This is a genomic window from Streptomyces sp. NPDC005551, from assembly GCF_042871785.1.
GTDB lineage: Bacteria > Actinomycetota > Actinomycetes > Streptomycetales > Streptomycetaceae > Streptomyces.
In genome coordinates this window covers 551,780-573,921 of sequence record NZ_JBIAJE010000001.1, presented here as the reverse complement: position 1 = coordinate 573,921, position 22,142 = coordinate 551,780, and the positions used below count along the sequence as shown (strand labels likewise).

Annotated in this window: 28 protein-coding genes and 1 pseudogene; 24 read left to right on the top strand and 5 right to left on the bottom strand. The window is 67.5% G+C overall.

Going from position 1 to position 22,142, the window contains the following annotated elements; genetic code table 11:
- The first annotated feature begins 8 nt into the window (after positions 1–8).
- From ACFYP4_RS02315 to ACFYP4_RS02215, 21 genes are all read left to right on the top strand, one after another.
- A complete protein-coding gene (locus ACFYP4_RS02315) occupies positions 9–257 on the top strand; it encodes a hypothetical protein (RefSeq protein ID WP_388781847.1) in 249 nt (82 codons plus the stop codon).
- A 465-nt stretch (positions 258–722) separates the two neighbouring features.
- Complete coding sequence (locus tag ACFYP4_RS02310) at positions 723–950, top strand: hypothetical protein (RefSeq protein ID WP_388781844.1); 228 nt, start codon at positions 723–725, stop codon at positions 948–950.
- A 535-nt stretch (positions 951–1,485) separates the two neighbouring features.
- A complete protein-coding gene (locus ACFYP4_RS02305; RefSeq protein WP_388781841.1) occupies positions 1,486–1,998 on the top strand; it encodes a hypothetical protein in 513 nt (170 codons plus the stop codon).
- An 84-nt stretch (positions 1,999–2,082) separates the two neighbouring features.
- Positions 2,083–3,054, top strand: a complete 972-nt coding sequence (locus tag ACFYP4_RS02300) for a tyrosine-type recombinase/integrase (RefSeq protein ID WP_388781838.1) — start codon at positions 2,083–2,085, stop codon at positions 3,052–3,054.
- A gap of 87 nt (positions 3,055–3,141) precedes the next feature.
- Positions 3,142–3,630 carry a hypothetical protein gene (locus ACFYP4_RS02295; protein ID WP_388781835.1) on the top strand — a complete coding sequence of 163 codons (489 nt, stop codon included), beginning with the start codon at positions 3,142–3,144 and terminating at the stop codon, positions 3,628–3,630.
- A 98-nt stretch (positions 3,631–3,728) separates the two neighbouring features.
- Positions 3,729–4,055, top strand: a complete 327-nt coding sequence (locus ACFYP4_RS02290) for a hypothetical protein (RefSeq protein ID WP_388781832.1) — start codon at positions 3,729–3,731, stop codon at positions 4,053–4,055.
- 2 nt (positions 4,056–4,057) lie between these two features.
- Positions 4,058–5,206 (top strand): hypothetical protein, encoded by a 1,149-nt coding sequence (locus ACFYP4_RS02285; protein WP_388781829.1) that lies wholly within the window; start codon positions 4,058–4,060, stop codon positions 5,204–5,206.
- Between the two features lie 75 nt (positions 5,207–5,281).
- Positions 5,282–6,499: a hypothetical protein gene (locus ACFYP4_RS02280; RefSeq protein WP_388781826.1), complete on the top strand. Its 1,218-nt coding sequence runs from the start codon at positions 5,282–5,284 to the stop codon at positions 6,497–6,499.
- The gene (locus tag ACFYP4_RS02275) at positions 6,496–7,248 is read left to right on the top strand and encodes a hypothetical protein (protein WP_388781823.1); all 753 of its coding nucleotides are present in this window, start codon (positions 6,496–6,498) and stop codon (positions 7,246–7,248) included. The genes ACFYP4_RS02280 and ACFYP4_RS02275 overlap by 4 nt, the downstream gene beginning before the upstream one ends.
- Before the next feature lie 97 nt (positions 7,249–7,345).
- Complete coding sequence (locus ACFYP4_RS02270) at positions 7,346–7,723, top strand: PASTA domain-containing protein (protein WP_388781820.1); 378 nt, start codon at positions 7,346–7,348, stop codon at positions 7,721–7,723.
- Between the two features lie 114 nt (positions 7,724–7,837).
- The gene (locus tag ACFYP4_RS02265; RefSeq protein WP_388781818.1) at positions 7,838–8,410 is read left to right on the top strand and encodes a hypothetical protein; all 573 of its coding nucleotides are present in this window, start codon (positions 7,838–7,840) and stop codon (positions 8,408–8,410) included.
- A gap of 138 nt (positions 8,411–8,548) precedes the next feature.
- Positions 8,549–8,872, top strand: coding sequence for an Lsr2 family protein (locus ACFYP4_RS02260; protein ID WP_388781815.1), 324 nt, complete (start codon positions 8,549–8,551; stop codon positions 8,870–8,872).
- A 62-nt stretch (positions 8,873–8,934) separates the two neighbouring features.
- Positions 8,935–9,615, top strand: coding sequence for a hypothetical protein (locus tag ACFYP4_RS02255; protein WP_388781812.1), 681 nt, complete (start codon positions 8,935–8,937; stop codon positions 9,613–9,615).
- Positions 9,612–10,052, top strand: coding sequence for a hypothetical protein (locus ACFYP4_RS02250; RefSeq protein ID WP_388781810.1), 441 nt, complete (start codon positions 9,612–9,614; stop codon positions 10,050–10,052). The genes ACFYP4_RS02255 and ACFYP4_RS02250 overlap by 4 nt, the downstream gene beginning before the upstream one ends.
- Positions 10,049–10,429: a hypothetical protein gene (locus tag ACFYP4_RS02245; protein ID WP_388781807.1), complete on the top strand. Its 381-nt coding sequence runs from the start codon at positions 10,049–10,051 to the stop codon at positions 10,427–10,429. The genes ACFYP4_RS02250 and ACFYP4_RS02245 overlap by 4 nt, the downstream gene beginning before the upstream one ends.
- A complete protein-coding gene (locus ACFYP4_RS02240; protein ID WP_388781804.1) occupies positions 10,426–11,655 on the top strand; it encodes a hypothetical protein in 1,230 nt (409 codons plus the stop codon). Before ACFYP4_RS02245 ends, ACFYP4_RS02240 begins: the two co-directional genes overlap by 4 nt.
- Complete coding sequence (locus tag ACFYP4_RS02235) at positions 11,652–11,882, top strand: hypothetical protein (protein ID WP_388781801.1); 231 nt, start codon at positions 11,652–11,654, stop codon at positions 11,880–11,882. Before ACFYP4_RS02240 ends, ACFYP4_RS02235 begins: the two co-directional genes overlap by 4 nt.
- Complete coding sequence (locus ACFYP4_RS02230; RefSeq protein WP_388781798.1) at positions 11,882–12,154, top strand: hypothetical protein; 273 nt, start codon at positions 11,882–11,884, stop codon at positions 12,152–12,154. The genes ACFYP4_RS02235 and ACFYP4_RS02230 overlap by 1 nt, the downstream gene beginning before the upstream one ends.
- Positions 12,147–12,368 (top strand): hypothetical protein, encoded by a 222-nt coding sequence (locus ACFYP4_RS02225; protein ID WP_388781796.1) that lies wholly within the window; start codon positions 12,147–12,149, stop codon positions 12,366–12,368. Before ACFYP4_RS02230 ends, ACFYP4_RS02225 begins: the two co-directional genes overlap by 8 nt.
- Positions 12,368–12,706 (top strand): recombinase family protein, encoded by a 339-nt coding sequence (locus tag ACFYP4_RS02220; RefSeq protein ID WP_388781794.1) that lies wholly within the window; start codon positions 12,368–12,370, stop codon positions 12,704–12,706. Before ACFYP4_RS02225 ends, ACFYP4_RS02220 begins: the two co-directional genes overlap by 1 nt.
- Complete coding sequence (locus tag ACFYP4_RS02215) at positions 12,696–12,896, top strand: hypothetical protein (RefSeq protein ID WP_388781791.1); 201 nt, start codon at positions 12,696–12,698, stop codon at positions 12,894–12,896. Before ACFYP4_RS02220 ends, ACFYP4_RS02215 begins: the two co-directional genes overlap by 11 nt.
- A 360-nt stretch (positions 12,897–13,256) precedes the next feature.
- Here ACFYP4_RS02215 and ACFYP4_RS02210 read toward each other — a convergent pair.
- Positions 13,257–14,411, bottom strand: a pseudogene (locus ACFYP4_RS02210) (thiamine pyrophosphate-binding protein); the annotation flags it as partial.
- Positions 14,412–14,475: 64 nt separating this feature from the next.
- On the bottom strand, positions 14,476–16,464 hold the full coding sequence (locus ACFYP4_RS02205; RefSeq protein WP_388781788.1) for a protein phosphatase 2C domain-containing protein: 1,989 nt from the start codon (positions 16,462–16,464) through the stop codon (positions 14,476–14,478).
- Between the two features lie 525 nt (positions 16,465–16,989).
- Between ACFYP4_RS02205 and ACFYP4_RS02200 the strand changes: the two genes are divergently transcribed.
- Positions 16,990–17,979, top strand: coding sequence for a helix-turn-helix domain-containing protein (locus ACFYP4_RS02200; RefSeq protein WP_358854067.1), 990 nt, complete (start codon positions 16,990–16,992; stop codon positions 17,977–17,979).
- A gap of 36 nt (positions 17,980–18,015) precedes the next feature.
- Positions 18,016–18,498, top strand: a complete 483-nt coding sequence (locus tag ACFYP4_RS02195) for a DUF456 domain-containing protein (protein ID WP_358854068.1) — start codon at positions 18,016–18,018, stop codon at positions 18,496–18,498.
- 15 nt (positions 18,499–18,513) lie between these two features.
- Here the strand turns inward: ACFYP4_RS02195 and ACFYP4_RS02190 are convergent, their stop codons facing one another.
- Positions 18,514–19,677, bottom strand: coding sequence for an SGNH/GDSL hydrolase family protein (locus ACFYP4_RS02190; RefSeq protein ID WP_388782689.1), 1,164 nt, complete (start codon positions 19,675–19,677; stop codon positions 18,514–18,516).
- A 638-nt stretch (positions 19,678–20,315) separates the two neighbouring features.
- Between ACFYP4_RS02190 and ACFYP4_RS02185 the strand changes: the two genes are divergently transcribed.
- Positions 20,316–20,687 (top strand): PPOX class F420-dependent oxidoreductase, encoded by a 372-nt coding sequence (locus ACFYP4_RS02185; protein ID WP_358854069.1) that lies wholly within the window; start codon positions 20,316–20,318, stop codon positions 20,685–20,687.
- Between the two features lie 65 nt (positions 20,688–20,752).
- Here ACFYP4_RS02185 and ACFYP4_RS02180 read toward each other — a convergent pair whose 3' ends face one another.
- A complete protein-coding gene (locus ACFYP4_RS02180; protein WP_388781783.1) occupies positions 20,753–21,280 on the bottom strand; it encodes a DUF6584 family protein in 528 nt (175 codons plus the stop codon).
- Positions 21,281–21,629: 349 nt separating this feature from the next.
- Positions 21,630–22,142 carry a methylated-DNA--[protein]-cysteine S-methyltransferase gene (locus ACFYP4_RS02175; protein WP_358854071.1) on the bottom strand — a complete coding sequence of 171 codons (513 nt, stop codon included), beginning with the start codon at positions 22,140–22,142 and terminating at the stop codon, positions 21,630–21,632.

Below are 22,142 nucleotides of genomic sequence, written 5' to 3'. Positions count from 1 at the left end.
GGGAGATTATGCAGAACGAAGAATCCCAGGCCGAGCTTCACTGCCTGGACGCGCCTCAGAGCACCTGTACTGGAAGCGTCGAGTACCGGGAGCCGCTGTCCGGCACGGGGCGTTCGTTCCCGCGCTGCGACGGACACTGGGACGCACGGCTTAAGAAGCAGGAGGAGATCAACGCGAGGTACGCGCCGTTCTCCGACGTGCCGCCCGCCGGGTTCGACCCCACGTACGCGGGTGAGCGCTGGGACGACGAGTACTGAGCTGCGCTTCTGAAGTACCGTCCACTCCCCCGCTTTTGGCGGGCGCCGGAGCAAGACCGAGAGTGGGCGCCATGCCCAGCAGGGCAGTTGAAGAGAGGGGATGCAATGGTCGGCGGTTTTCCCAGTGGCAGGCCTATGGAGCGCTTTACAGGCTCCGGTCCGTACGAACGACCAGAATACGGCGGTGGGCAGGTGCTACCTGACGACAGCGACATCACCCGTGCATCCACGGCGGACCTCGTGGTGACGTTCTGCTCGGCAATGGAGAACATGACCCGCACGAATAACACGACTGGGCTTGCAGAGCTGGGCCGGTACGCCGGGAAGCTCTGGTACGAAATGGTCGGTCGCGGCGTCGAGTTCAAGTAGTGAAACAACCCGTCCCGAATTCGGGGGTACGAGGTTCGAATCCTCAACGGGCACCATGCATCCCTGTTTCGGGTGCAGTTGATGAGAGGGGATGCAATGCCGAAGGTTGAAATCCAGGCCAAGGTCACTCAGACCATCGAGACCACGGTGACGCGGGAGGTTGACGTTCCGAAGTCCGTCTTGGACAGCGAGGACCCCAACGCCTTCTTCAACTGGCTGTACGACAACGAGGCGAACCACGGCATCTGGAAGAAGCCCGAGCCCAACGACGTCGAGGAGGACGACAACTCCTTCGAGCTCAACGAGGCCTACGTCACGTCGTGAATCACAGCCCGCCCCGAGAATGTCGGGGTATGCGGTTCGAATCCGCAGGCGGGCACCATGCCCCCGAAAGTCAGGGGCAGTTGATGAAAGGGGAGGCCATATGGCCAGCAACGGCAGCGGCAAGAAGATCAAGAACGGGGGGTCCCAGAAGGGATCCGGCAACGGCTCCGGCCCGCGCACGACTCGATGACTGCGGTGGAGGTCGGTCAGAGCGTCCAGATGGCTCCAGCCTCGCCTATTTACGGCGAGGTCGAGGAAGTCAACGGAGCCTGCGCATTGGTGTATTGGAAGCCGTACCTCGGGGTCCAGGGAGGCCGGAACTGGGGTAGACCGGATTCCGGCAACACCTGGCGCAAGTGCGAGCACAAGCACTGCGCGGACTGCGGGACGCAGATGTCCGAGGCCTCGGTGCACACCGAGTGCAGGCGATGCCGTAAAAAGCCGTTCGGGTAGCGGCCAGCCCTGACCGGAGAAAGACGGGCTCCCGGTTCACGGCCGGGCAGGGCACGTAATACAAGGAAAAAGGGGAGGAAGCATGCAAGAGAACAGAGTGCGCCACACCTTCGAGTTGGGCATCGGGCAGTGCGGTAACCAGCTGGCCTACGGCCTTCCCGGGTCCGAGTACTGCTCGAAGTACAAGGCGCCTGGGTTCGAATGGTGCCAGGAGTGCTGCGAGAACATCTTCCATGACTCGCCTGGCACGAGCCTCGGGTGGCGAGGCAGTGAGCCGTTCGTGATGCTGACATTCTTCGCCCCGTCCGGTGACATCTTCGTGTGGCCGCAGCGGGGCCAGGACATCGAGGCACAGCGTGGCCATGTATTCGTCTTCGGCCACGAGTCCTACCTCGCCCGGCAGATGCGGAACGGCCGCCAGAGCTTCAACACGAAGTTCAGCGACGGGGAGCTCGACCACTGGGACGACGTGATTTCGGTCTACGAGGGCTCGTTCAGGGAGCTCGGCGACCTGACGTACGGACTTAGCTACTCGCTCGACAGTCTCAAGGAGATCGCCGGAGTCTACGGCAAGCCGGTTCCGGCGAAGTCATGAGCTCCAGCCCGCCCCGAATTCGGGGGTGAGAGGTTCGAATCCTCAGCGGGCACGCAGTACAACAACTCAAGAAGGGGAGAGAGTATGACTGCACAGGTCATTGACCTGTTTTCGCGGAGGCCGCAGGGACCCGTTCTTTCGGCCGTTCCTCAGCCTGCTGCGTTCGAGCCGGTGTACTCGGCCGATGAGCTCGTGGACGCGTATCTGCGGACTGTCTCCTCGAAAAGCCGGGCCGACTACACGCGGGACATGCGGCAGTATCGCCAGTTCCTCCAGACCGACAGCGGTCTCGGGCTGGACGTGTACGAAGCACGTATGCCCCATGTGGCTGACTGGAAAACGTACATGCTCGACACCCTGGAGTCGGCGCCCCGGACGGTGCGCAGGCGGATGTCCAGTGTGGGAAGCATGTACCAGTTGGCTATGGCGCAGGGCTGGTACAACCAAAACCCCTTCTACGGAGTCAAGAAGCCGTCGGAGGGTTCGGTTTCGCAGTACACAGGTCTGTCGCTCACGGACGTCGAGGCATTGTCGGCGCACGTACGGTATGCCTGTGACCTGCGGACGAAGGCCGTCATCTTCACCCTGCTGACCACCGGGCTCCGCGTCTCTGAGCTGTGCAACGCCCGTAGGGAGGGCTTGCAGGCGCGGGATGGACGATGGTGGCTGAGTGTGGTGAGGAAGGGTGGGAAGGACGACGAAGTGGAGATCCCGCGAACGGCTGCCGGTTACCTCCTGGAGGAGGTCGGGATGCGGGATCGTGGCCCTCTGTTGCTCGGTGCTCGCGGAGGGGCATTGGCTAGATCCGTCGTCTGGCGTATCGTCCGCTCTGTCGGGGATCAAGCCCTCCCCCACCTGGCGGGGCGCTTGCATCCGCATGACACGCGGCACACGTTCGTCTCCGGTGTCCTCCTCATTTCGGGGGATATCAAGGAGGCGCAGTGGCGGGCTAGCCATGCCGACGTCAACAACACAATGAGGTATGCACACAAGCTGAAACAGCTTAAGAGCCGCACCGCTGATGAGCTTGAGCGGGTGTTCGGTATTTGTGCATGACACTCAACCCGGACCCATTTGCTGGTGGGCTAGCGGAGTTCGATCCTCCGGCCGGGTACGCAGTGAAGAACTGAGGGGAGCTGGCGCATGAGCGAGGAAAAGGCTGACGACGGCCTGCGCACTGTGATGGTTTTCGCAGAGCGCAAAGAGGCCATCGATTTCATCCAAGAATTGCCCGGCGTTCTACGGGAGCTCAGCTTGCATGAACGGTTCGTCACGATACCCACACCACGGGATATTCAAGAACGGCAGCAGCGTGGACGGTACCAGCGCAAGATTCACTACTTCGCTGCCTGCATCCGCGACAGGCGACCGCAAGAGGAACTTCCTGAAATCAGCGCCCTTGATATCACTCAGGCGCGTGAGCGCGCCCGGCGTAAAGCCGCACTTCCTGTGCTGCACAAGCCGGTCGAGTGGACCGAGGATGCAATTCCTGCGTTCGGGCGGGTGCAGGATATCAAGACATGGGCTCGCGTCTTCCGGACAAAGCCCTATGTCATCCGGCAGTCTCTGCAAGAATGCGAGGGCGACCCAGAGACCGCCCTCTCGCGGATTGCATTGAAAAAGTCTGCCTAGCAGCACGGGCCCTGTGCCCATCAGGCCCACCAACCGGCTTTGGTCCCCCCTTTCCCCGGTTGGTGGGTCCGATGGTTTCAGGGATCGAAGGAGGGGTAATGCAGGAAACCACCGCCGTGGAGGTTAGTCTCCCGGCGTTTATCGTTCGTGGCCTTATCAGCGGCGAGGCCATGGTCAACAACGACAGCGAGTCGACAGACATGCAGGTCGTTTCGTGCCTGAAGGCCGCAAGCTACAAGAAGGTAGGGCCGGGAGAGCAAGCCGTCTTGCGGGCTGATCACAAGCTGCTGGACCATCTCGCCGACTACCTGTTCTCGCTGACCGGCCCTGGCAGTGAGGTTCTCGGCGTTCACGACCGCTTCGGCTTCTCCAGGAGCCAGGCCACCGAGGCAATCGCCCGCATTGAGAGGCAGCTGGCGGCGTAGTCATGGGCAAGAAGGCACCTCTGCCTTCTCGGCATTCTCGGGGCATCAAAGCCAACGAGGTGACCGAGATTTTCGTAGAGCAGTTGCAAGAGCGCGAAAGCAACCTGCGGAGTAAGCATCCATGGGTCGTTCCCGTGCTGAACGCCGCGTCTGAGGGAAGAGTTATTCCTCTCGATTTCGCACGTCCCGCATTGTCGGTGAGGGAGCAGGCCCACATCGTCGACATGGCATCACAGGTCGGGACATACAAGCTCTGGGCGAAGAATGGTCGTATCACGTACGACTTGAACGAGCACCTTGCCGCAGAGCTTTACCGGTCCACGTACGACAAGCTCCCGGGAAATATCTTCTCCCACCTTCCGCACATCAACCCGCTCGTGGTGCTTCCGGAACCTTGGCTGGTCAACCATCAGGGCTCTGACGGTCTCGTCCGTGGATTCTTCATCTACGGATTCAACGACGAGCCCGACCGGCAGACACTCACGGACGAGGATATCGATGGGCTCGGACTCCTCATGGTGATCGACCTCGTCGATTTGGATACGGGAGATATCAGGGGTCAGACGTATATGCGCCTGCGTATTCCGACGAGGCTGGCGGAATTCACGCTGGCGGAGGCAGTCGATTACGCCGGGGGCCGCGTTGAAGCCATGTATGCGACGGGTGACAAGGTCGCCCGCGAGCAGACGTGGGAGCTCATCGAAACGCTCGTGAGTAAGGCGCTCGGCATCCTGATCTACCTGTGCTGCGACAACCGGGACGCCGTCGAGACCACCCCGCGAAGTACCGGTGCCAGGCGCCGGGGAGCTGCCGCACCGAGGGAACGTTACCCTTTCTGGGTCGAGGTCGGCTGGAAGATGGGCCCCCAGCTCCACGCGGCCCGCAGAACGACCGGAAGGACCGGCAGCGGCCCGGAGGTCCCCTCAGGGGTTCAACGGGCGGCACATCAGCGCGCAGGGCACTTCCACAAGTTCCGGGTGGGCCCGGGACGCCCCAACGAGCGCACGCAGCTCCTCACCCGGTGGGTTCGCCCGCACTGGGTGGGGCTCCAAGAGCTGCCCGAAGACATGGACCCCATCACTACGGTGGTCACAGTCGACGCGCAGCGGCACGACCCACTTCGCCGTCGCGGCCTCAAGGCGCGGCGTTGATCAACAGCCCAGTCCCGATATTGGGGGCGTCGAGGTTCGAGTCCTCGGCTGGGTACGCACATAGAGAGGAACACCATGAAGGTCAGTAAGCGTTGGGAAAACCCGCGCCTGCTTCCGGAAATGCAGCACGCTCAAATCGAATGGCTGAACAACAAGGGAGGCATATTCTGGATTCAAAGCGCTTCGGACGGTACGTTCTTCTACGTCCCGCCGGAGGTGCGCACGACGGCTAAGCCGCTAGCCGATAAGTTCCTTAAAAAGCGGCGGCAATCAGGCGAGGTCGTATCACGTGAGATGCTGAACGAGCACTTCTTTCAGGCAGAGATCTTCACTCTCGCTGATTGGGTTGCTTCCTCCTGGGACAACGCCAAGCTGTACTCGGTGACTCCGGCAATGACGATGAAGGCCGCACGGACCGGGATGACCGAGTTCTTCCTGCCGTCAAGCCTTCTGCCCGCTGACTCGGGTGTCATTTTCTGGCAGCGCCCCATCGGTGCAACCGAGCATTTCAACCCGACGACAAGGTACGAGATCGACCCGGAGACAGGCGTTCCCTCCGTCATCTCCTACTACTCCCTTTACAACCTCGTCATGGACGACAAGACCGTGCCAGTGGTGGGAGCATCCTGGAAGAAGATGGACGACGGACGACTCTACGTGGCGTTCTGGTCGGACACCGAATCCATGGTCGCCACGCTGAAAAACATTACGGACCCGCAGCGCCGACAATCCCTAGCCGCTCTCGCGCCGGTAATGCTGGAGAGGGAGCAGGTGCTCCCCCTCGACGAAAAGGTTCCGTGGTTTACCAGCGACAAGGAGGACCGGCTCGTACCGACAGCACGTGGGCGGGGCAAGGACAGCCGGACCATGATCCTGGCCCGGGAACGCAAGTTCCAAGGCCTCCCTATGCTCGAACAGATGGTGCGCACTTTCACTGCCACCCTGCTCTACATGCGGCACGCGCAGGATGAAAGGGATGTGGTCTACGCCCCCAAGTCCACGGCGAAGCGGATGCGGCAGGCAGGCGCTCCCGAGCGCATCGCCAGTAACGCTGTCCGCATCGTCAAAATGGGTGAGCCGCTGCGCTACCGGCCGCCGAAGCGTAAAGAAGACGCCGCGTGGCATTGGGAGGAACGGCGGGTCATCGAACCGTACATCCGGTATACGCAGTATGTACCGGCAACCGGCGAACGGCGAGAGGGAATCTTCGAGGTCAGCGGCTACATCGCTGGCCCGCCAGGCGCACCTATCAGAAACATCGACAAGGTGTTCTTGCTGGGGGGCGACGAATGAGTGAGTACAACCTCCTCGTTGTCGACTGGGACTTCTTCTTCCCCAACCCCATGTACGGCGCGAAGATGGGCCCAGACGTCCTCCTCTACGACTGGCACCACAGCGAGTCCCGATGGGGCGTTGACATGCAATGGCCCATCGTCGCCCAGGGGTGGCTCCGGAACGGCCTCGAACTACCCATGTGCCGGGACTACGACGGCTTCTGGGACCGGTTCAACCTCTTTCGTGAGGAAGGCGAACCGGCACCAATGCTGTACGGGGACAGCAACGTCTGGTCGGGGCTCCTGCTGCCTACCACCTTCGGATGGGAGGTCGAGGCCTGGACCAAGGTCTCCCTCTGGGATGCCCATCACGACTGTGGCTACAAGGGCACCCTCGAAGAGTGGCGTGCGGGCGGTGAGATGGAGTGCGATTCATGGATGCTCAAGCACCATGACCTAGGCAGCGAACTCGAAGTCATCTACCCCCGCTGGCGTTCCAAGATCGACGGCATCGAAAGTGGTCCGCTCATTCCGGTGAATCGGCGGATCGACGACGGCAGCAACCCACCGACCGTCTACGATGCCGTCTACATCTGCCGCAGCGGAGCCTGGGTCCCGGCGTGGTGTGACGAGCAATTCGAAGACTTCCTCGCCAGGTACCCGGACTACGGCCTACCGGTGCCTGGGAACGAGTGGACCCAACCACGCCCCGACCCCAGGCCGCTCGCGCTGGCCGAGATCGAAGCTATGAATGCACTTCGTGAATAACCATCCCTGCTCCCCCGGTACCGGCCGGACGACGGTTCACGGCCGAGGGCAGGACCATGCGTGCTGGGGAGCGCGCAGCAGTGAAGAGGGGGGCATAATGGCCCAGACATCGGATCAACAACCGGCGAACCCCGAGCAGTCCAAACAGGACTTCAGACTCGGCTGCGCCATCCTCGCAGGCCTGGCCATTCTCATCGGAGGATGCAGCGCCCTCGTCAACAACGACAGCGACGACGCACCCGAAAGCGTCGTGGTCGAGGACTACACCGGACTACAACTCCAGCTCGCGCAGGACACTGCACAGGACGACGGCCTGTACGACCTGAATTCCATCGACCTGTCCGGCCTCGGCCGCGCGCAGGTGTGGGACCGCAACTGGCAGGTCTGCTCACAAGTACCCGAGCCGGGTACCGAGATGAGCCCCGACGACCAACTCGTCTTCGAGGTCGTCAAAACTGAGGAAGCCTGCCCCTAGCAGGCACTCACCCGCTCTTCCGGCATTGGCCGGACGCCGAGTCATGCCCGGGAGCGGGGCCATGCGCGCGGGGAGCGCGCAGCAGCGAAAGCGAAAGAGAACAGGGGGGTCCCCGTGACCCAGCAGTACCCCGGCCAGCAGCCGCAGCAGCCCCAGTGGGGCACTCAGCAACCGCAGTACGGCCCGCCGCCGGTTGCGCCGAAGAAGAAGTCGCTCGGCAAGAAGATCGGCCTCGGCTGCGGCGGCATCTTCGCGGTCTTCGTCCTCATCGGCATCATCGCCGCTGTGGCCGGTGGCGGCGACGACAAGGACAGCAACGCGGACAAGACGTCCACTTCCAACTCGCAGCCCGCCAAGGGCGACGACAAGAAGAAGGACGGCAAGCCCGCGCCCGCCAGGAAGGAACTGAGCCAGGCGGAGCAGTTCAAGGCGTTCATCAACAAGAACGGAACGGCCAGCGAGAAGGCCGCCGCCAAGCACATCACGAAGGTCCAGGGCGCCGACAAGCAGAACGACATCCTAGACGCCCCCGAGATCTACACCGACTTCAGCGGCGGTCTCGTGGGCCCGCACCAGGGAGAGGGCAAGCTGCTCGCTTCCGCCTTCGCTGATTGGAAGGACTCCGAGAACGGCCTCGTGACCGTCTACGACAAGGACGGCGAGCTCCTGGCCAACGGCAACTTCTAGCACGGCAGCCCGGCCCGTGAATTACGGGGCGCAGCGGTTCGAATCCGCAGCCGGGCACGCAATATGTCAAGCGAACTGGCGCAGTTCAGGGGTAGACCCTATGATGCGGCCATTCGGAGCATTCTTAAGGAGTAAACAGTGGCACAGAAGGTTCAGGTCACCCTCGTTGACGACCTCGACGGCAGCGAGGCCGATGAGACGGTGACGTTCGGTCTCGACGGCAAGAACTACGAGATCGACCTCACGACCAAGAACGCGGACAAGATCCGGAAGGCGCTCGCGCCCTACGTCACCGCCGGGCGTCGCACCGGTCGCACGACGAGCGGGCGCACGAAGCCCCGCGCTTCCGGCGACGACACCGCGCAGATCCGGTCCTGGGCGAAGGAGAACGGCTACGAGGTCAACGACCGTGGCCGCGTCCCCCAGTCCATCCGCGAGGCATACTCCAAGGCCAACGGCTGACGATGAACACGCGACGCCCGTCCCGGCTGGGGCGGGCTATTCGCATTTCCTGAAGGGAAAACATGAACGACACAATGGACGCCGCAATGCGCGAGGCCGTCAACAACGCCTCGCGAACCAGGCACGGATATCTCGTCGACGTGCCGAAACCGACACTCCAGAAACTGGAAGCCGCTGGGCTGGCCATCCGCGATGAGGACGAGACGGAACATCACCTCACCGAAGAAGGCTTCACGGTGAGCAGGGCCCCCAGTCTGATGACCTCTACGGGCATCGGGTACCACGTCAGCGACAGGAGTAGGTGGGAGATCCCCGTCATCTTGACCTCCCCCGTTGAGGACGTGTCCACCTATTCTGGGGGTACGGTGCGTCCGCACTCGGTGACCATCAGCCTCGTGCCGAACCGGGCGGGATGGTGGTGCCTGTCGCACGCGGCCGTCTGGGGACCGAAGGTCAAGGACGGGAAGGTCACCACCAAGCGGGACTACTCCATCCTCTTCACTGACTTGGGAGGCGTTGACGGCGAGATGCCGGACTGGCTGCACGAGATCTGCCAGTACTGGGAAGACCGCGCCAACGGTGGGAGTCGCCCAACCCCTCAACAGGAGTCAGAGCCCACCCTCACGGACTTCTCTCGGGAGGTCGGCGAGTATCTGGACAAGCGGCTTCGGGAGCTGCTCGCCCGCCGGTCCAATGTGGAGGAGCTGACGCACACGCTGGAGTACCTCCAGGACAAGTCATGAGCGGTCCTGATGACCTGACACCCGAGGAGCAGGCAACGCGCAACCGCGAGCGCAACCTACGGAAGATCGCGGAACAGTGGGCGGAGCACGAGGCAAGCACCTTGGAACTGGAGGAGCTGCGTCGCATACCCGCCCCGAGCCCTGCACAGCTCCGTCGCATCGCCGAACTCGTAGAAGGCCTCAACGGCAAGGGCCACGCCTTGCCTTGTTGGCAGGCAGCGGCGGACGCTGGGGACCAGGACGCTCAGGACTACCTGGCGGAGTGGGACACGGACCTCGACACTGATCCGATAGTGAGTTTCCTACGCAAGGCGCTGCTTAGGTCCCGAAGCATGGACGAGGTACGTGAGGCTCTGCGGCGGCTCGCCACGGATCACGAGGCGTACCAGCGTGACGTCGAGGAGATCCAGAAAATGAAGCCGGAGGATTTCGAGTGAAGCTGTTGGACAACCCGCCGGTGGATGAGCATGGCCACATACGCTTCGCGGAGGACGAAGAGTTTTACTACGAATGCTGGCCCATGGGCTACAACGACCGGCTCGTGATCCTGGAGAAGGCCAGTCCCTACACCTACGACTACGGCTGGTGCTTCCCGAAACAGGGCGGGTTCGCGGTCGCCGCCGCGCTCGCCGTATGGGACCCCGCTACCCAGGACGAACCGGTGGGCTGGCACAAACGTGTTGGTATTCCGTCGCGAAGGGCGCCACGACGCGACGAGGACCCCGAGTACAACCGGGACCGGTGTGTCCACGGCTCGTACATGGATGAGCCGTGTGCCCGAAATCAGTTCTGCAAGAGGAAAGGAGAGGGATGAGCAAGATCTTTGCGGCTCTCGACCGGGAGGGCCTTCTGACGGCGGAGCAAAAGCGCCTTCTGGCAGCTGGTCTCCTCACGGAGGAAGCCTTCGAGGCGCTGGCAGCGGCCCAGGACGTTCAGGGAGAGTCGCTCCTTCAGTACGTCCTGGAACTCCCCGAAAAGCCACTCAACGCCGATGTGGCAGTCGCCTGGCTTCGGCTGGGGTGGAAGGCTGCCTCAGCCATCGAGAAGGCCGGAGGTGACCTTCTGGCGTGGTCGGCGGCGCTTCCTGCTCTCGAGGAGGCGATGCCTGGCATCCTCGTTGGTACGGTGTACCCAAGGGAGCGCCTCACCCGCTATACGCGCATCGTGCAGACGGTGGCACCCCTCCAGTACACGCCGGAACGTCTCTGCGAAGAAGGTCGGGAACTTCTCCGGCGTGGTGTGGCCGTCCACCAGATCTATGCGGCGCTGCGTCAGCCAGACCCTGTGCCGGTTGAGGTGCTGGCGTCCGATACTCGTGCGGTCTTCGAGATTTCGGAGTACAAGAGGCAGGCGGAGCACCTGTCCAGCGCGGATATCCACCGGCTGGTCCTCGCCGGGATTCCGATCTCCAACTATGAGGGGTTCAAGAAGCTCGGTATCGAGCAGGTCAGCGAGATGGTCGAGCTGGCGGAAAACGGCATCAACTCCCTTCTCGCAGCACGGTTTCAGCGCGAGGGCGTACCCCGGAAATCCTGGATCTCTTTCCGGCAGGAGCTTGCTCCCTTGGCAGAGCTTGCTCCCTTGGCAGAGCTCGATGTCGTGAAGTATCCGAGCACGTACACGGCTCTCTCCCTCCGCAAGGTGCTGGAGCTCTTCAATGAGGGCGTTCCGGCGGAGACGGTTGGCGAGTGGAGTGCAGCCAAGAACGATAGCTTCACTGTCCGCAAGGAGGTCACGGAGGACGAGTGGGTGCAGCTCATGCGAGCTGGCTGTTCCCCAGCCTTCCTCCGACAGTTCTCCATCCTTCTACACAAGTCGACGGGTACGGGCGGTGGGTACTCGTACTCCTGGCACGTTGACGAGGACGGTCTCCTCGGTGGTCTGCTCCGACTGAAGGAAGCCGGGGTCGATGAGGAGTGGGCACGCCAGTACAAGGTCGACGTGATGCGCCGAAAATTGCTCACGCCGAGCCAGTACATCGAGGCCTGGCAGAACAACCGCAGTGCGGTACGAAACTGGCGAGTGAAGGAAACAACATGATCAGTCTCTACGACCTGGCAGTCTCCACCAATACGGACGCCGACATGGCCTTGCGTCGCGTGGACACGATCTGCAAAGCGTGGGGCGAGACGGAGGTAATCATCAGTAGGGGGGCACGGCCCGACAAGGACACGATGATCAGCGACCGCGCGTCCGCCGTAGTCCACCGCATGGCGCGACTCGGGCTCTACGACCAGCTTCCGGAGCAGAGGGAGGCCGGGAAGTAATGAAACCGAAGATGCATGTGCTGTCGACGGGTGACGGGCCGCTCGGGGTCGGTTCCCTGGACGAGTTGAAGAAGCACGCCGAGAAGTTGCTGACGAGCATCGTGGGGGCCACGAAATTCAAGTGGGAGCGCGTCGAGAATTCGGAGGATGACGAGCCCAAGGAGCGTCTGGCGCTGCACCGTTGGATGGCCACTCGGTGGGGCAACGTGCAGTACTACATTGACGAGGTGCCGGTTCTTGGCGGCACCAAGAAGGGCGAAGGTAATGGGTGACGGAATGGAACAGGGCGAAGCACGTCGCCGGGCGAAGGAACTCGGGGGGATCGCGGTCAGTGCGCGGCGCGGCTCCACCGGAAACTGGAACATCGGCGGCTGGCCGGAGGCGAAGGACGTCTGGATCGTCATCTCCCTGGACCAGCGGGTCGTTCTGGACGATGGCGGCGCGGGCAGCCCCCAGCCGCTGAAGGTGCCCCAGAAGGAGGGCTGATGGCAAAGGCCCTGATCTACGTCAGGCACAGAAGTTCGGTGATCCGCGAGCTCCAGGAGAAGCTCTGCCGGAACTGGTGCGAGAGACATGGACACACAGTCGTTCGTGTCCGCCAGGAGGCCGGTACCGCTACGGCGCTGGAATTGGCCCACGGCGAACTGGAAGCGGAGCAGCTGGACTTCGGTCTGATTGTGGCGTGGCGGAGCGACAGGTACGACCGCGACACAAGTCGGCTCTTCTCCCTCATTCAGCAAGCCAGGGAGCGGAGCGTGCCACTCTTCACGGCGGACGATCTGGAACTCACGAAGGCACCGGAAGGGATCAGCCGTGGAGACTAGCCGCGAAGAGCACCGCCGGAAGGCGCAGGAGGCTCTCAGCAACGCCGTGGAGTCGGTTGGGACGCCACAGACCAACAACCTCCTGCAAGCCCTCACAGAGGCGGTCCTGGCGCTCTCTGCTCCCACGGAGGAGCGGCTGGAGGAGCTGCGGGCCAGTGCCGAGCTGAAGGCGCACCTGGGGAAGCAGTAGACAGCACGAAGCCCTCGCCAACTCGGCGGGGGCTTTTCGTGTTTGAGGGGCACGTGACGACGTAAGATCACGGTCACGAATTGCCCTGGGGAGGGATGCAGAACATGGCTCTCACACTGCCGCCGCCGGAGCCCACTCACGTTCGTTTCGCTCGGCGACAGGCGAAGCTAGCGGCCGAGCATGCGGCTGGTGAGGGATCTCGTGCCGCCGTTCTGTCGGCTGTGCAGCGGGCCTACCTGGAGCACCTCCTGGACCGCCAGGACGATGCTGTGGCGGACAGTATCCGGCTCGTGCTGGACCTCGACGAGCATGTTTGCCCAGGTCAGGGCACCTGTCCGGCCTACGATGTTGACAAGCAGTGCCGGTGTCGACGGTGAACACCGCGTCGTCCGCGGCGATCTCGTCGAGGACCGAGGCGACGTACTCGGGATGGATCGGGACGTGCTTGTCGACCTTCCTGGTGTACGCCTTGACGACCCCTTCCAGCGCGTCCGCGTGCTTCTTCAGCATCTTGTCCAGGAAGCGGCGGTTCTTCTTGGTCTTCACCCGGGGCGTCAGACACCGCAGGGTCTCGCGCACATCGCCCCACACCGCGAGGTCGAGCCTGGAGCGGCGGCCCAGATGTTCGGGACGCACGTCGACCTGGACGATCTTGACGTCGTCGGGCAGGAAGGCGTTGTACGGGAAGTCGGTGCCGAGCAGGATGAGGAGGTCGCACTCGTGGGTGGCCTCGTAGGCGGCGCCGTAGCCGAGCAGACCACTCATGCCGACATCAAAAGGATTGTCGTACTGAATCCATTCCTTGCCGCGCAGCGCGTGCCCCACCGGCGACTTGATCTTCTCGGCGAACTCCATGACCTCGGCGTGCGCACCGGCCGTGCCGCTGCCGCAGAACAGGGTGACCTTGTCGGCCTCGTCGATCATCGCGACGAGCCGGTCGATCTCCGCGTCGCCCGGGCGCACGCTCGGCCGGGAGGTGACGAGCGCGGTCCCGGCGGCCTTCTCCGGTGCGGGCAGGTCCGCGATGTCACCGGGCAGCGTCACGACGCTCACGCCGCCGCGCCCGACGGCGTTCTGGATCGCCGTGTGCAGCAGCCGGGGCATCTGCTGCGGGCTGGAGATCATCTCGCTGTAGTGGCTGCACTCCTGGAACAGCTGCTGCGGGTGGGTTTCCTGGAAGTACCCGAGCCCGATCTCACTGGACGGGATGTGCGAGGCGAGGGCGAGGACGGGGGCCATGGATCGGTGGGCGTCGTACAGGCCGTTGATGAGGTGCAGGTTGCCGGGGCCGCAAGAACCGGCGCACGCCGCGAGGTTCCCGGTGATCTGTGCCTCCGCGCCCGCGGCGAACGCGGCGGTCTCCTCGTGCCGGACGTGGATCCAGTCGATGGCCGGGGTGCGCCGGACGGCGTCCACGACCGGGTTGAGGCTGTCGCCGACGACCCCGTAGAGCCGCTTGACGCCCGCCCGGACGAGGATGTCGACGAACTGTTCGGCGACGTTCTGCTTGGCCATGACTTCACGTGCCCTTCGGTCTCCGGAGATCCCTTCGGGTTCCATGAATCCACAAGCGTGGCTGTTACGCCTCCCAAACGGCCGCGGCGGTCCGGTCGTCGGCGTACCCCTTGACCCTGACCTGGCTGTCCGCGAGGAACGCCGCGAGACCGGGCGGCTCGCTCGTGGACCAGCGCCCGGTCAGATGGGCGGCCAGCTCCGGTTCGCCGCGCAGGGGCTCCGCCAGTCCGCTCGTGCACAGCAGCAGCGTGTCACCCGGGCGGGCGACGGAGGCACGGAAGCGGAAGGGGGCGCGGGGCGGCCGGGGCGCCGGCTCGTACGGGCTAGGGGGTGTCGCGATCCCGAGATCCATGGTGAGCCGGTCGCCCTCCGGGGTCTCGTGGGGCGGCGAACCGAACCCGACGACGGCCTCCCCCGCGGTCTCGGTGACCCGCGGCTCGATGTCCTGCCACTCGCCGTCCCGCAGCCGGAACAGCCCACCGGCGCCGACACCGAAGAAGACGCGCGTACGGCAGTCCGGATCCGCGGGCAGCAGGAGGCAGCGCAGGCCGGCGGTGTACTCCTCCGGCTCGACGCCCTGTTCGGCCGCGGCGGCCCGCAGCTTGCCGAGACTGCGGTCGGTGAGCCGTTGCAGGCCCGACTTCAGGTCACCGCGCCGGCCCGCCCGGATGTCCTCGGCCAGCCGCGCGTGACTGCGCCCCACGGCCCTGCCGATCCACCGGCACGCCTCCGCCGCGGCCCGGTGCGCGCCGGGCGCGGTCCGGGCGCCGGTCGCCATCGCCACCAGGACGAGCGCGTTCTCGCCCGTCCCGAAGCGGGCGGTGAGCAGCGAGTCCCGGCGCGGCTCGCCCCGGTACCGCGCGGAGTCCCCGCGCACGGAGACCGCGCGCAGGGTGCACGTGCCGTACTGGGCCCCGTCCAGCACCGTGTCGGCGACGAGGTCCGCCAGTTCGTCCGGATCGGCGGGCGGCAGCGCGGTGGGCTCGGCCTCGTAGGTGGGCGGCCCGGACCCCACGTGGCCCACGGGGGCCGGTCCGGCGGGGGCACCGGGGACGGACTCCGGCGGTCCGGCGTCCGCGAGGGACGGCCATGCCTGGCCCCCGACCGGTCCGAACGACGCCGACGGGACCGGGACGCCCCGCTCCGGCGCCCCGGGACGCCCGGGAACCGGCGCCCGCTCAACGGGCTGGAAGCCGACGGGCGGGGGCGGCACCCCGACGGACGGAGGCCCGACGGGGGGCCGCGGGCCGGCGGGGGGCGGGGCGTGACCGGGGGCCTGCGGACCAGCGGCGGACGCCGAACCGACGGGAGCCGGGGCCACGTCGGGGTGCATGGCGGGGGGCATGGCGGGGGGTGACGGTACCTGGCCCGGCTCGGCGGCGACTTGGGGTCGCGGAGGGTCGGTGGGTGTAGGCGCACCCTCGACAGGCGGACGCGTGCCCTCGGTGGGCGGCGCCCCGTCAACCGGCGGGCGCACGCCGTCAACCGGCGGAGGCGCGCTGTCAATCGGCGGAGGCGCGCTGTCAATCGGCGGACGCGCGCCGTCGGTGGGCGGGACGCGGCCCGGGGCTCGTGGACCGTCCGTGAGGGGCCGACCGGCGGCGGCTCGGGGGTCTTCGGCGGGCGGTCGCGGGGCCACGTCGGGGGGCGGGGGGCCGTCGGGAGGGGGCTGCGCCCCGGCAGGGGTGGCAGAGGGCGCCGGCTCGGCGGCCGGGCGGGGCGGGACGTCGGCTGAGGTGCCGCCGGGCGCACCGGTCACCGGCTCGCGCTCGCCGTGGAGCGCGCCACCGCGCGACCCGGGGTCCGCGGACGGGCGTCCGGAGCCGCCGGTCCGCTGTTCCGGTACTCCGCGCGTCTCCCCCGGCCGGGGCGGCACCTCGTCGGCCGCCGCACCGGGCGCCGGACCGCCCCCCACCGTGCCCGCCGCGGACGCGAACCGGTCGTCGAGGGAGTCGGCGGCGGCCGCGGGCCCCGTGTCTCCGGTGGCGCCGTCGTACAGCTGACCCCACCAGTCGTCCTCATGCCCGGCGGGCCTCTCCCCCTGCTGGCTCATGCCGGTAATTGTCCACCGCGGGGGCCGGAAGAAAACGGTGCATCACGAAAAAGCGGCCGACGGAGATCGTCGAACGGCGTGTCGGACGGCGGACGGGCGAGTGACTCGAACACCTCTGCGCAGAAACCGCCGGGCGGTCCCACCCCCCACGGGAGAACCGCCCGGCGGCGCCGGAGTGACCGGGGCCCACGCGCGTCGTGGGCCCGAGTCACGGTCTTGAGGACCGGTTCGCCCCGCGCGGAGGTCGTCCCGGCCCTGAGGGTGACCTGGTTCCCTGAGGCTCCGCCGTGATGCGTGGTCACGGTCACGGGAACCGCGTGGTCACGGTCACGGGAACCCCCGTCTCCGCGTCCGCGCAGGCCGGGCGGAGCCGAGCCGGGCATCGCGGGCGGTGATCGGTACCCGTGGCGTCACCTTGTCAGAGAGACCGGTGGTACGGCGATGATGTGCCGAGGCGGGTTTGCGCCGTGGCCGTTTTCCGCCACGGGCCGGCCGCCACTGATCCTCGGGGAGGGACGCCCGCGCATGCTGGGAGCGATAGGTCTGGACGAGACGCACGAGTCGGCGTACCGGGCGCTGGTGTCGGTGGGCGCCGCCGACGTGCCCGATCTCGCGCGCCGGCTCACGCTCGGCGAGTACGACACGGAGCGCGCCCTGCGCCGCCTGGAGCGGCACGGTCTGGCGGCGCAGTCGACGGCCCGGCCCGGACGGTGGGTGGCGGCGCCGCCCGGGGTGGCGCTGGGGGCGCTGCTCACCCAGCAGCGGCACGAGCTGGAGAAGGCCGAGCTGGCGGCGGCGCTGCTCGCCGAGGAGTACCGGGCGCAGGCCGCCGAGCCGGCCGTGCACGACCTGGTCGAGGTGGTGATCGGCGCGGCGGCGGTCGCGCAGCGGTTCCTCCAGCTCCAGCTGGGCGCGAGCGAGGAGGTGTGCGCGCTGGTCACCGGGAACCCCGTGGTCGTGTCGGGGGCGGACAACGACGCCGAGAAGCAGGCCGCCGACCGTGGTGTCGCGTATCGCGTGGTGGTGGAGCGGGCGGTGCTCGACCTGCCCTCCGGGATCACCGAGCTGACCGCCGCGCTGGGCCGGGACGAGCAGGTGCGGGTGGTGGACACCGTGCCGACCAAGCTGGTGATCGCCGACCGGACGCTCGCCATGGTGCCGCTGACCTCGCACACCGCCGAGCCCGCCGCCCTGGTGGTGCACGCGAGCGGACTCCTGGAACTGCTGTCGGGGCTGTTCGAGTCGGTGTGGCGGGAGGCGCTGCCGCTGCGGCTCGGCAGCCGGGGCGTGGCCGAGCAGCAACCGGACGCCCCGGACGGCACCGACCTGGAGATCCTCTCGCTGCTGCTCGCCGGGCTGACCGACGCGAGCGTCGCCAAGCAGCTCGATCTGGGGTTGCGGACCGTGCAGCGCCGGGTGAAGCGGCTGATGGAGCTGACGGGCGTGACGACGCGGCTCCAGCTCGGCTGGCATGCGTACGAGAGGGCCTGGGTGGCCCGGGAGCGACAGGACTGACCTGCGGTTCCGCCGGTTCTCCCGCACCCTGGACAGATGGGAGTGTGGGAGCTCCTGCTGGTCGGCGTGGTGATTTCGCTCGGCCTGGCCGGAGTACTGGTGCCCGGCGTCCCGGGTTCGTGGCTCGTCTGGGCCGCGGTCCTGTGGTGGGCACTGGAGGATCCGCGCAGGCTCTCCTGGACCGTGCTCGTGGGCGCGACGGCGGTCCTGCTGCTGTCGCTGGCGAGCCGGTGGGCGATGCCCCCGCGCCGGCTGCGCGCGAGTGGCGCCACGGCCCGCATGGCGGTGTACGCGGGTGCCGGCGCGCTGCTCGGCTTCGTCGTCCTGCCGGTGCTCGGCGCCGTGCCCGGTTTCCTGGGCGGGGTCTATCTCTCGGAGCGGCTGCGGCTCGGGCGGCACGCGGAGGCGGTGGCCGCGTTGCGTACGGCGATGCGGTCGGGCGGCTGGAGCGTGCTGACGGAGCTGTTCGCCTGCCTGCTGATCGCGGGCGCGTGGGTGGCGGCGGTGATCTGGGGCTGAGCGGTCGGCCGGCGCTCAGGGCAGGACGCTGCGCGGGGTGAGGGCGGCGAGGTCGACGGTGTCGGCCAGGGCCCGCATCCCGGCGTCGTTGAAGTGGAGGTGGTCGCCGGGGTCGTAGGCCGGGCGGATGCGGGACGGCCGGCCGGCGTCGCGGACGGCGGCGTCGAAGTCGGCGACAGCGTCGAAGAGGCCGCCCGTGCGGATGACGGCGTTGACCGCCTGCCGCGCTGTCTCCCGGGCCCGGGTATGGGCGCCGTGCCCGCCGTACGGGGTGATCGTGGCGCCGATGACGCGGATGCCACGGGCGTGGGCACGGCGCACGATGCGCCGGTACGCGTCCTCGAAGGCGCCGGGGTCGAGTTGTTCCGGCGTGCCCTTGAGGTCGTTGACGCCCTCCAGCACGATCAGGGCGCGCACCCCCGTGCGGGAGAGGACGTCCGCGTCGAGCCGGGAGAGCGCGTCGGGTCCGACGCCCGCGCGCAGCAGGCGGTTTCCCGCGATCCCGGCGTTGAGGACGCCCAGCCGGCGGCCGGGCGGCAGGCCGCGCAGCCGCTCGGCGAGCCGGTCCGGCCAGCGGTGGTGGGCACCGAACGTCGACCCGGTGCCGTCGGTGATGGAGTCCCCGAGGGCGACCACGCTCCCCACGGCGGGCGCGTCGAACACGTCGACGCCGGTCACGTAGTACCAGTTGCCGAGCGTGGCGGAGTACGCGCGGCCGTTCTCGTCGCGGGTGTGATCGCCGTGCCGGGCGAGGAAGTTGGTCTGGAGGGCGGCGCGGTGGTACGTCGCAGGGCCCGAGTCGGCAGGCGTGTGCACCGAGATCAGCAGGTCGGCAGCGGCCGGCACGCGCAGCGGTACGGGATCGCTGACCAGGTCACGGCCCGCCGGGACGAGAGCGGACTCCGCGCCCGCGAAGGTGGCGGTGCGCAGTGAGCCCGCGACGGCGTCCGCGGTCACGGTCGCGCCGGGCTTCCGCAACGCGACGCTGAGGGAGCCGAGTCGCAGGGGCGCGGTGCCGAGCCGGTTGGAGATCCGGACCCGGACCGCGCTGCCACCGACGCTCGTGTGCACCACGTTGCGCACGGTGGCGCCGGGCAGCCCCGGCACGGTCCCGGACGGGGCGGCCTCCCAGGTGCCGGTCCAGTCCCGGGCGGCGGGGCGCAGGACCCCGGACGTCAGGGCCGCGGTGACGGAGGGGGTGGGCGGCAACGGATCGGCGCCGAGGGCCCCGTGGAGCACGCCGGGGGCGCCGAGGGCCGGGAGAACGGCCGCGGGCGCCCGACGGCGGTCCGCACGACCGGCGGGGAAGGCCCCGCCCCGGGCGGCAGGACCGGCGGCGGGAGCCGCGCGGCCGGCGAGCGGAACCGCAGGACCGGTGCCGAGGGCCGCGCCGCGGGCGGCGGACGCGACGGCCGGGGCGGCACCACGGGTCGGTGCGCCGAGGAGGGCGTCGCGGAGCCGGAAGCCGTGCGGCCGGGCGTCGCGCTCGGGGGCATCGCCGTCGGCCGGGTGGTCCGGCGCACCGCCGCTTCGGGCCACGAAGTCGTAGCCCGGGGCGGCGTGACGGGGGCCGTCGGCGGCCCGGGCGGGTCCGGGACCGGTGGCGGCGGCGGCCGCCGTCGGCGGGACGGGCGCCACGGCTGTCACCAGGGCGGCCAGCAGGCACCGGACCTTGATCGCTCGAGTCATGGGGCCATGGGTTCCCAGCCGCCGTCCTCCCCAACACGCCGTCACACCCCCGGGCGCACCGGACTCCTTCCCCGGACCCGGGACCAAAGCCCGATGCGCCCCCGGCACGGGAGTGTTTGGCTGCTGCCATGACCGAATTCAGCGAGCGGGAACGCGCCTACCTGACGTCGCAGCGGCTGGGACGGCTGGCCACCGTCGACGCCCATGGGCAGCCGCAGGCGAACCCGGTCGGGTTCTTCCCGCAGGACGACGGGACGATCCTGATCGGCGGCTACGCGATGGGGGCGACCAAGAAGTGGCGCAACCTCCGGCAGAACCCGAAGGTGGCTCTCGTCGTCGACGACATCGTCAGCCTCGACCCGTGGCGGGTGCGCGGCGTCGACATCCGCGGGGAGGCCGAACTGCTCACCGGCCCGCACGCGTTGGGCCCGCACTTCAGCGAGGAGCTGATCCGGATCCACCCGAGGCGGATCCACAGCTGGGGACTGGAGGAGGACTGAGCGCTGTCCCGGGCGGGTGCCGGCGTCGATGACGACCTGGTGGTTGGTGGAGTACCGGGGCTGAGTCAGCCGAAGAGGGCAACGAGTCCATTCACCCAGACCGCGAGGAACACGAGGGCCGCCACCAGGCAGCCGACGCCCGCCAGCACACCGCCGACCGTCCACGGCTCGGATGGTGCCTCGTACTCCCCTTCCAGGTCGTCCCGGTAGGACGCGGGGTCGTCCCAGTCGACGGGGTGCCCCAACTCCTCGGCGCGGGCGGTCCGCACCACGACGAGCTGCCCCTTGGCGAAAGCGGTGGCGGCCTTCGCCTCGGGGCCCTGCCAGGCGAGGGCCTTCATCCGCCACCCGGGAGACCCGTACCGCGCCTCGAAGGCGGCGGTCTCCTCGGCGTTCCGGTCCTCTTCGAGGTACATCCAGCGTCCAGCCTCGGCGGCGTCGCCGTAGAGCCGGTACACCTCGGCCAGACGACGGCGGAGCGTCAGGTCGTGCGGGAAGGACGAGATGAGACCGCGCAGGCGCTGGCGCGCGACGGGAACCCGGCCGGCGGCCAGGTCTGCGTCGACTCGGTCAAGGGTCTCTCTCAAGGGCATGAACGCATGATCGGGTACCGCACCGATCTACGTCGACCTGGTTTCGCCGCTCAGCGCTCGGTGCGAGCGTCGTGGTTCTCGCGGTTCGCGAGGACCTCGGCCATGCGCGTCTGCGGTCCAGCAGCTCTCGGCCGGGGCACCCTGCCAAGAACGCTCTCCCTCTCTCATGCGGACTTGGCCGCGCTGGACGACATCGGCCGCTGAATGCCCCGGAGCCGCGCGACCGGCCCCCCGGACCGGATCCACCAGCCGCCACCGGCGCGCTGACGCCCTCCCCCCGCCCCGGACCGGACCCGGGCCGCTCCCGGCCTCGGCCCCCGCTTCCCGCCGAGCCGATCCCAGACGACCCCTAAGACCTGCGGGCGGGCCCCAGTACCCCTTCGAGGGTGAGCAGCCGCTGTTTGCGGTCGAGGCCGCCCGCGTAGCCGGTCAGTGAGCCGTCCGCGCCGATCACCCGATGGCAGGGGCGGACGATCAGCAGCGGGTTGGCGCCGATCGCGCCGCCGATGGCGCGGACCGCGGCCCGCGGGGCGCCGATGCGCGCGGCGATGGCGCCGTACGTGGTCGTCGCGCCGTACGGCACGCAGTCCACGGCGGCCCATACCCGCTCCCGGAACTCGGTCCCGTCACCCCTGAACTTAAGGGTGAACGCGTCGAGTTCGCCGGCGAAGTAGGCGGCCAGCTGTTCCTCCGCGGCGCGGAAGAGCTCGGGCGTGTGCCGCCACTCCGGCCGGCGGGTGCGACCGCCCTTCTGGCCCGGTACGGACAGGGAGGTGAGGGTGCCGGAGTCGTCGGCGGTGAGGAGCAGCGGGCCGACCGGGCTGTCCAGGGTCGTGCAGTGCGTGGTGGCGTGCGTGGGCAT

Coding starts and splice junctions, on each gene's coding strand:
- ACFYP4_RS02240 (WP_388781804.1), top strand. CDS start 10,426: ATGAGCAAGATCTTTGCGGCTCTCGACCGGGAGGGCCTTCTGACGGCG.
- ACFYP4_RS02290 (WP_388781832.1), top strand. CDS start 3,729: ATGCAGGAAACCACCGCCGTGGAGGTTAGTCTCCCGGCGTTTATCGTT.
- ACFYP4_RS02315 (WP_388781847.1), top strand. CDS start 9: ATGCAGAACGAAGAATCCCAGGCCGAGCTTCACTGCCTGGACGCGCCT.
- ACFYP4_RS02205 (WP_388781788.1), bottom strand. CDS start 16,464: ATGAGCCAGCAGGGGGAGAGGCCCGCCGGGCATGAGGACGACTGGTGG.
- ACFYP4_RS02220 (WP_388781794.1), top strand. CDS start 12,368: ATGGCAAAGGCCCTGATCTACGTCAGGCACAGAAGTTCGGTGATCCGC.
- ACFYP4_RS02185 (WP_358854069.1), top strand. CDS start 20,316: ATGACCGAATTCAGCGAGCGGGAACGCGCCTACCTGACGTCGCAGCGG.
- ACFYP4_RS02255 (WP_388781812.1), top strand. CDS start 8,935: ATGAACGACACAATGGACGCCGCAATGCGCGAGGCCGTCAACAACGCC.
- ACFYP4_RS02270 (WP_388781820.1), top strand. CDS start 7,346: ATGGCCCAGACATCGGATCAACAACCGGCGAACCCCGAGCAGTCCAAA.
- ACFYP4_RS02295 (WP_388781835.1), top strand. CDS start 3,142: ATGAGCGAGGAAAAGGCTGACGACGGCCTGCGCACTGTGATGGTTTTC.
- ACFYP4_RS02200 (WP_358854067.1), top strand. CDS start 16,990: ATGCTGGGAGCGATAGGTCTGGACGAGACGCACGAGTCGGCGTACCGG.
- ACFYP4_RS02280 (WP_388781826.1), top strand. CDS start 5,282: ATGAAGGTCAGTAAGCGTTGGGAAAACCCGCGCCTGCTTCCGGAAATG.
- ACFYP4_RS02175 (WP_358854071.1), bottom strand. CDS start 22,142: ATGCCCACGCACGCCACCACGCACTGCACGACCCTGGACAGCCCGGTC.
- ACFYP4_RS02225 (WP_388781796.1), top strand. CDS start 12,147: ATGGGTGACGGAATGGAACAGGGCGAAGCACGTCGCCGGGCGAAGGAA.
- ACFYP4_RS02305 (WP_388781841.1), top strand. CDS start 1,486: ATGCAAGAGAACAGAGTGCGCCACACCTTCGAGTTGGGCATCGGGCAG.
- ACFYP4_RS02235 (WP_388781801.1), top strand. CDS start 11,652: ATGATCAGTCTCTACGACCTGGCAGTCTCCACCAATACGGACGCCGAC.
- ACFYP4_RS02250 (WP_388781810.1), top strand. CDS start 9,612: ATGAGCGGTCCTGATGACCTGACACCCGAGGAGCAGGCAACGCGCAAC.
- ACFYP4_RS02275 (WP_388781823.1), top strand. CDS start 6,496: ATGAGTGAGTACAACCTCCTCGTTGTCGACTGGGACTTCTTCTTCCCC.
- ACFYP4_RS02285 (WP_388781829.1), top strand. CDS start 4,058: ATGGGCAAGAAGGCACCTCTGCCTTCTCGGCATTCTCGGGGCATCAAA.
- ACFYP4_RS02180 (WP_388781783.1), bottom strand. CDS start 21,280: ATGCCCTTGAGAGAGACCCTTGACCGAGTCGACGCAGACCTGGCCGCC.
- ACFYP4_RS02230 (WP_388781798.1), top strand. CDS start 11,882: ATGAAACCGAAGATGCATGTGCTGTCGACGGGTGACGGGCCGCTCGGG.
- ACFYP4_RS02310 (WP_388781844.1), top strand. CDS start 723: ATGCCGAAGGTTGAAATCCAGGCCAAGGTCACTCAGACCATCGAGACC.
- ACFYP4_RS02300 (WP_388781838.1), top strand. CDS start 2,083: ATGACTGCACAGGTCATTGACCTGTTTTCGCGGAGGCCGCAGGGACCC.
- ACFYP4_RS02195 (WP_358854068.1), top strand. CDS start 18,016: ATGGGAGTGTGGGAGCTCCTGCTGGTCGGCGTGGTGATTTCGCTCGGC.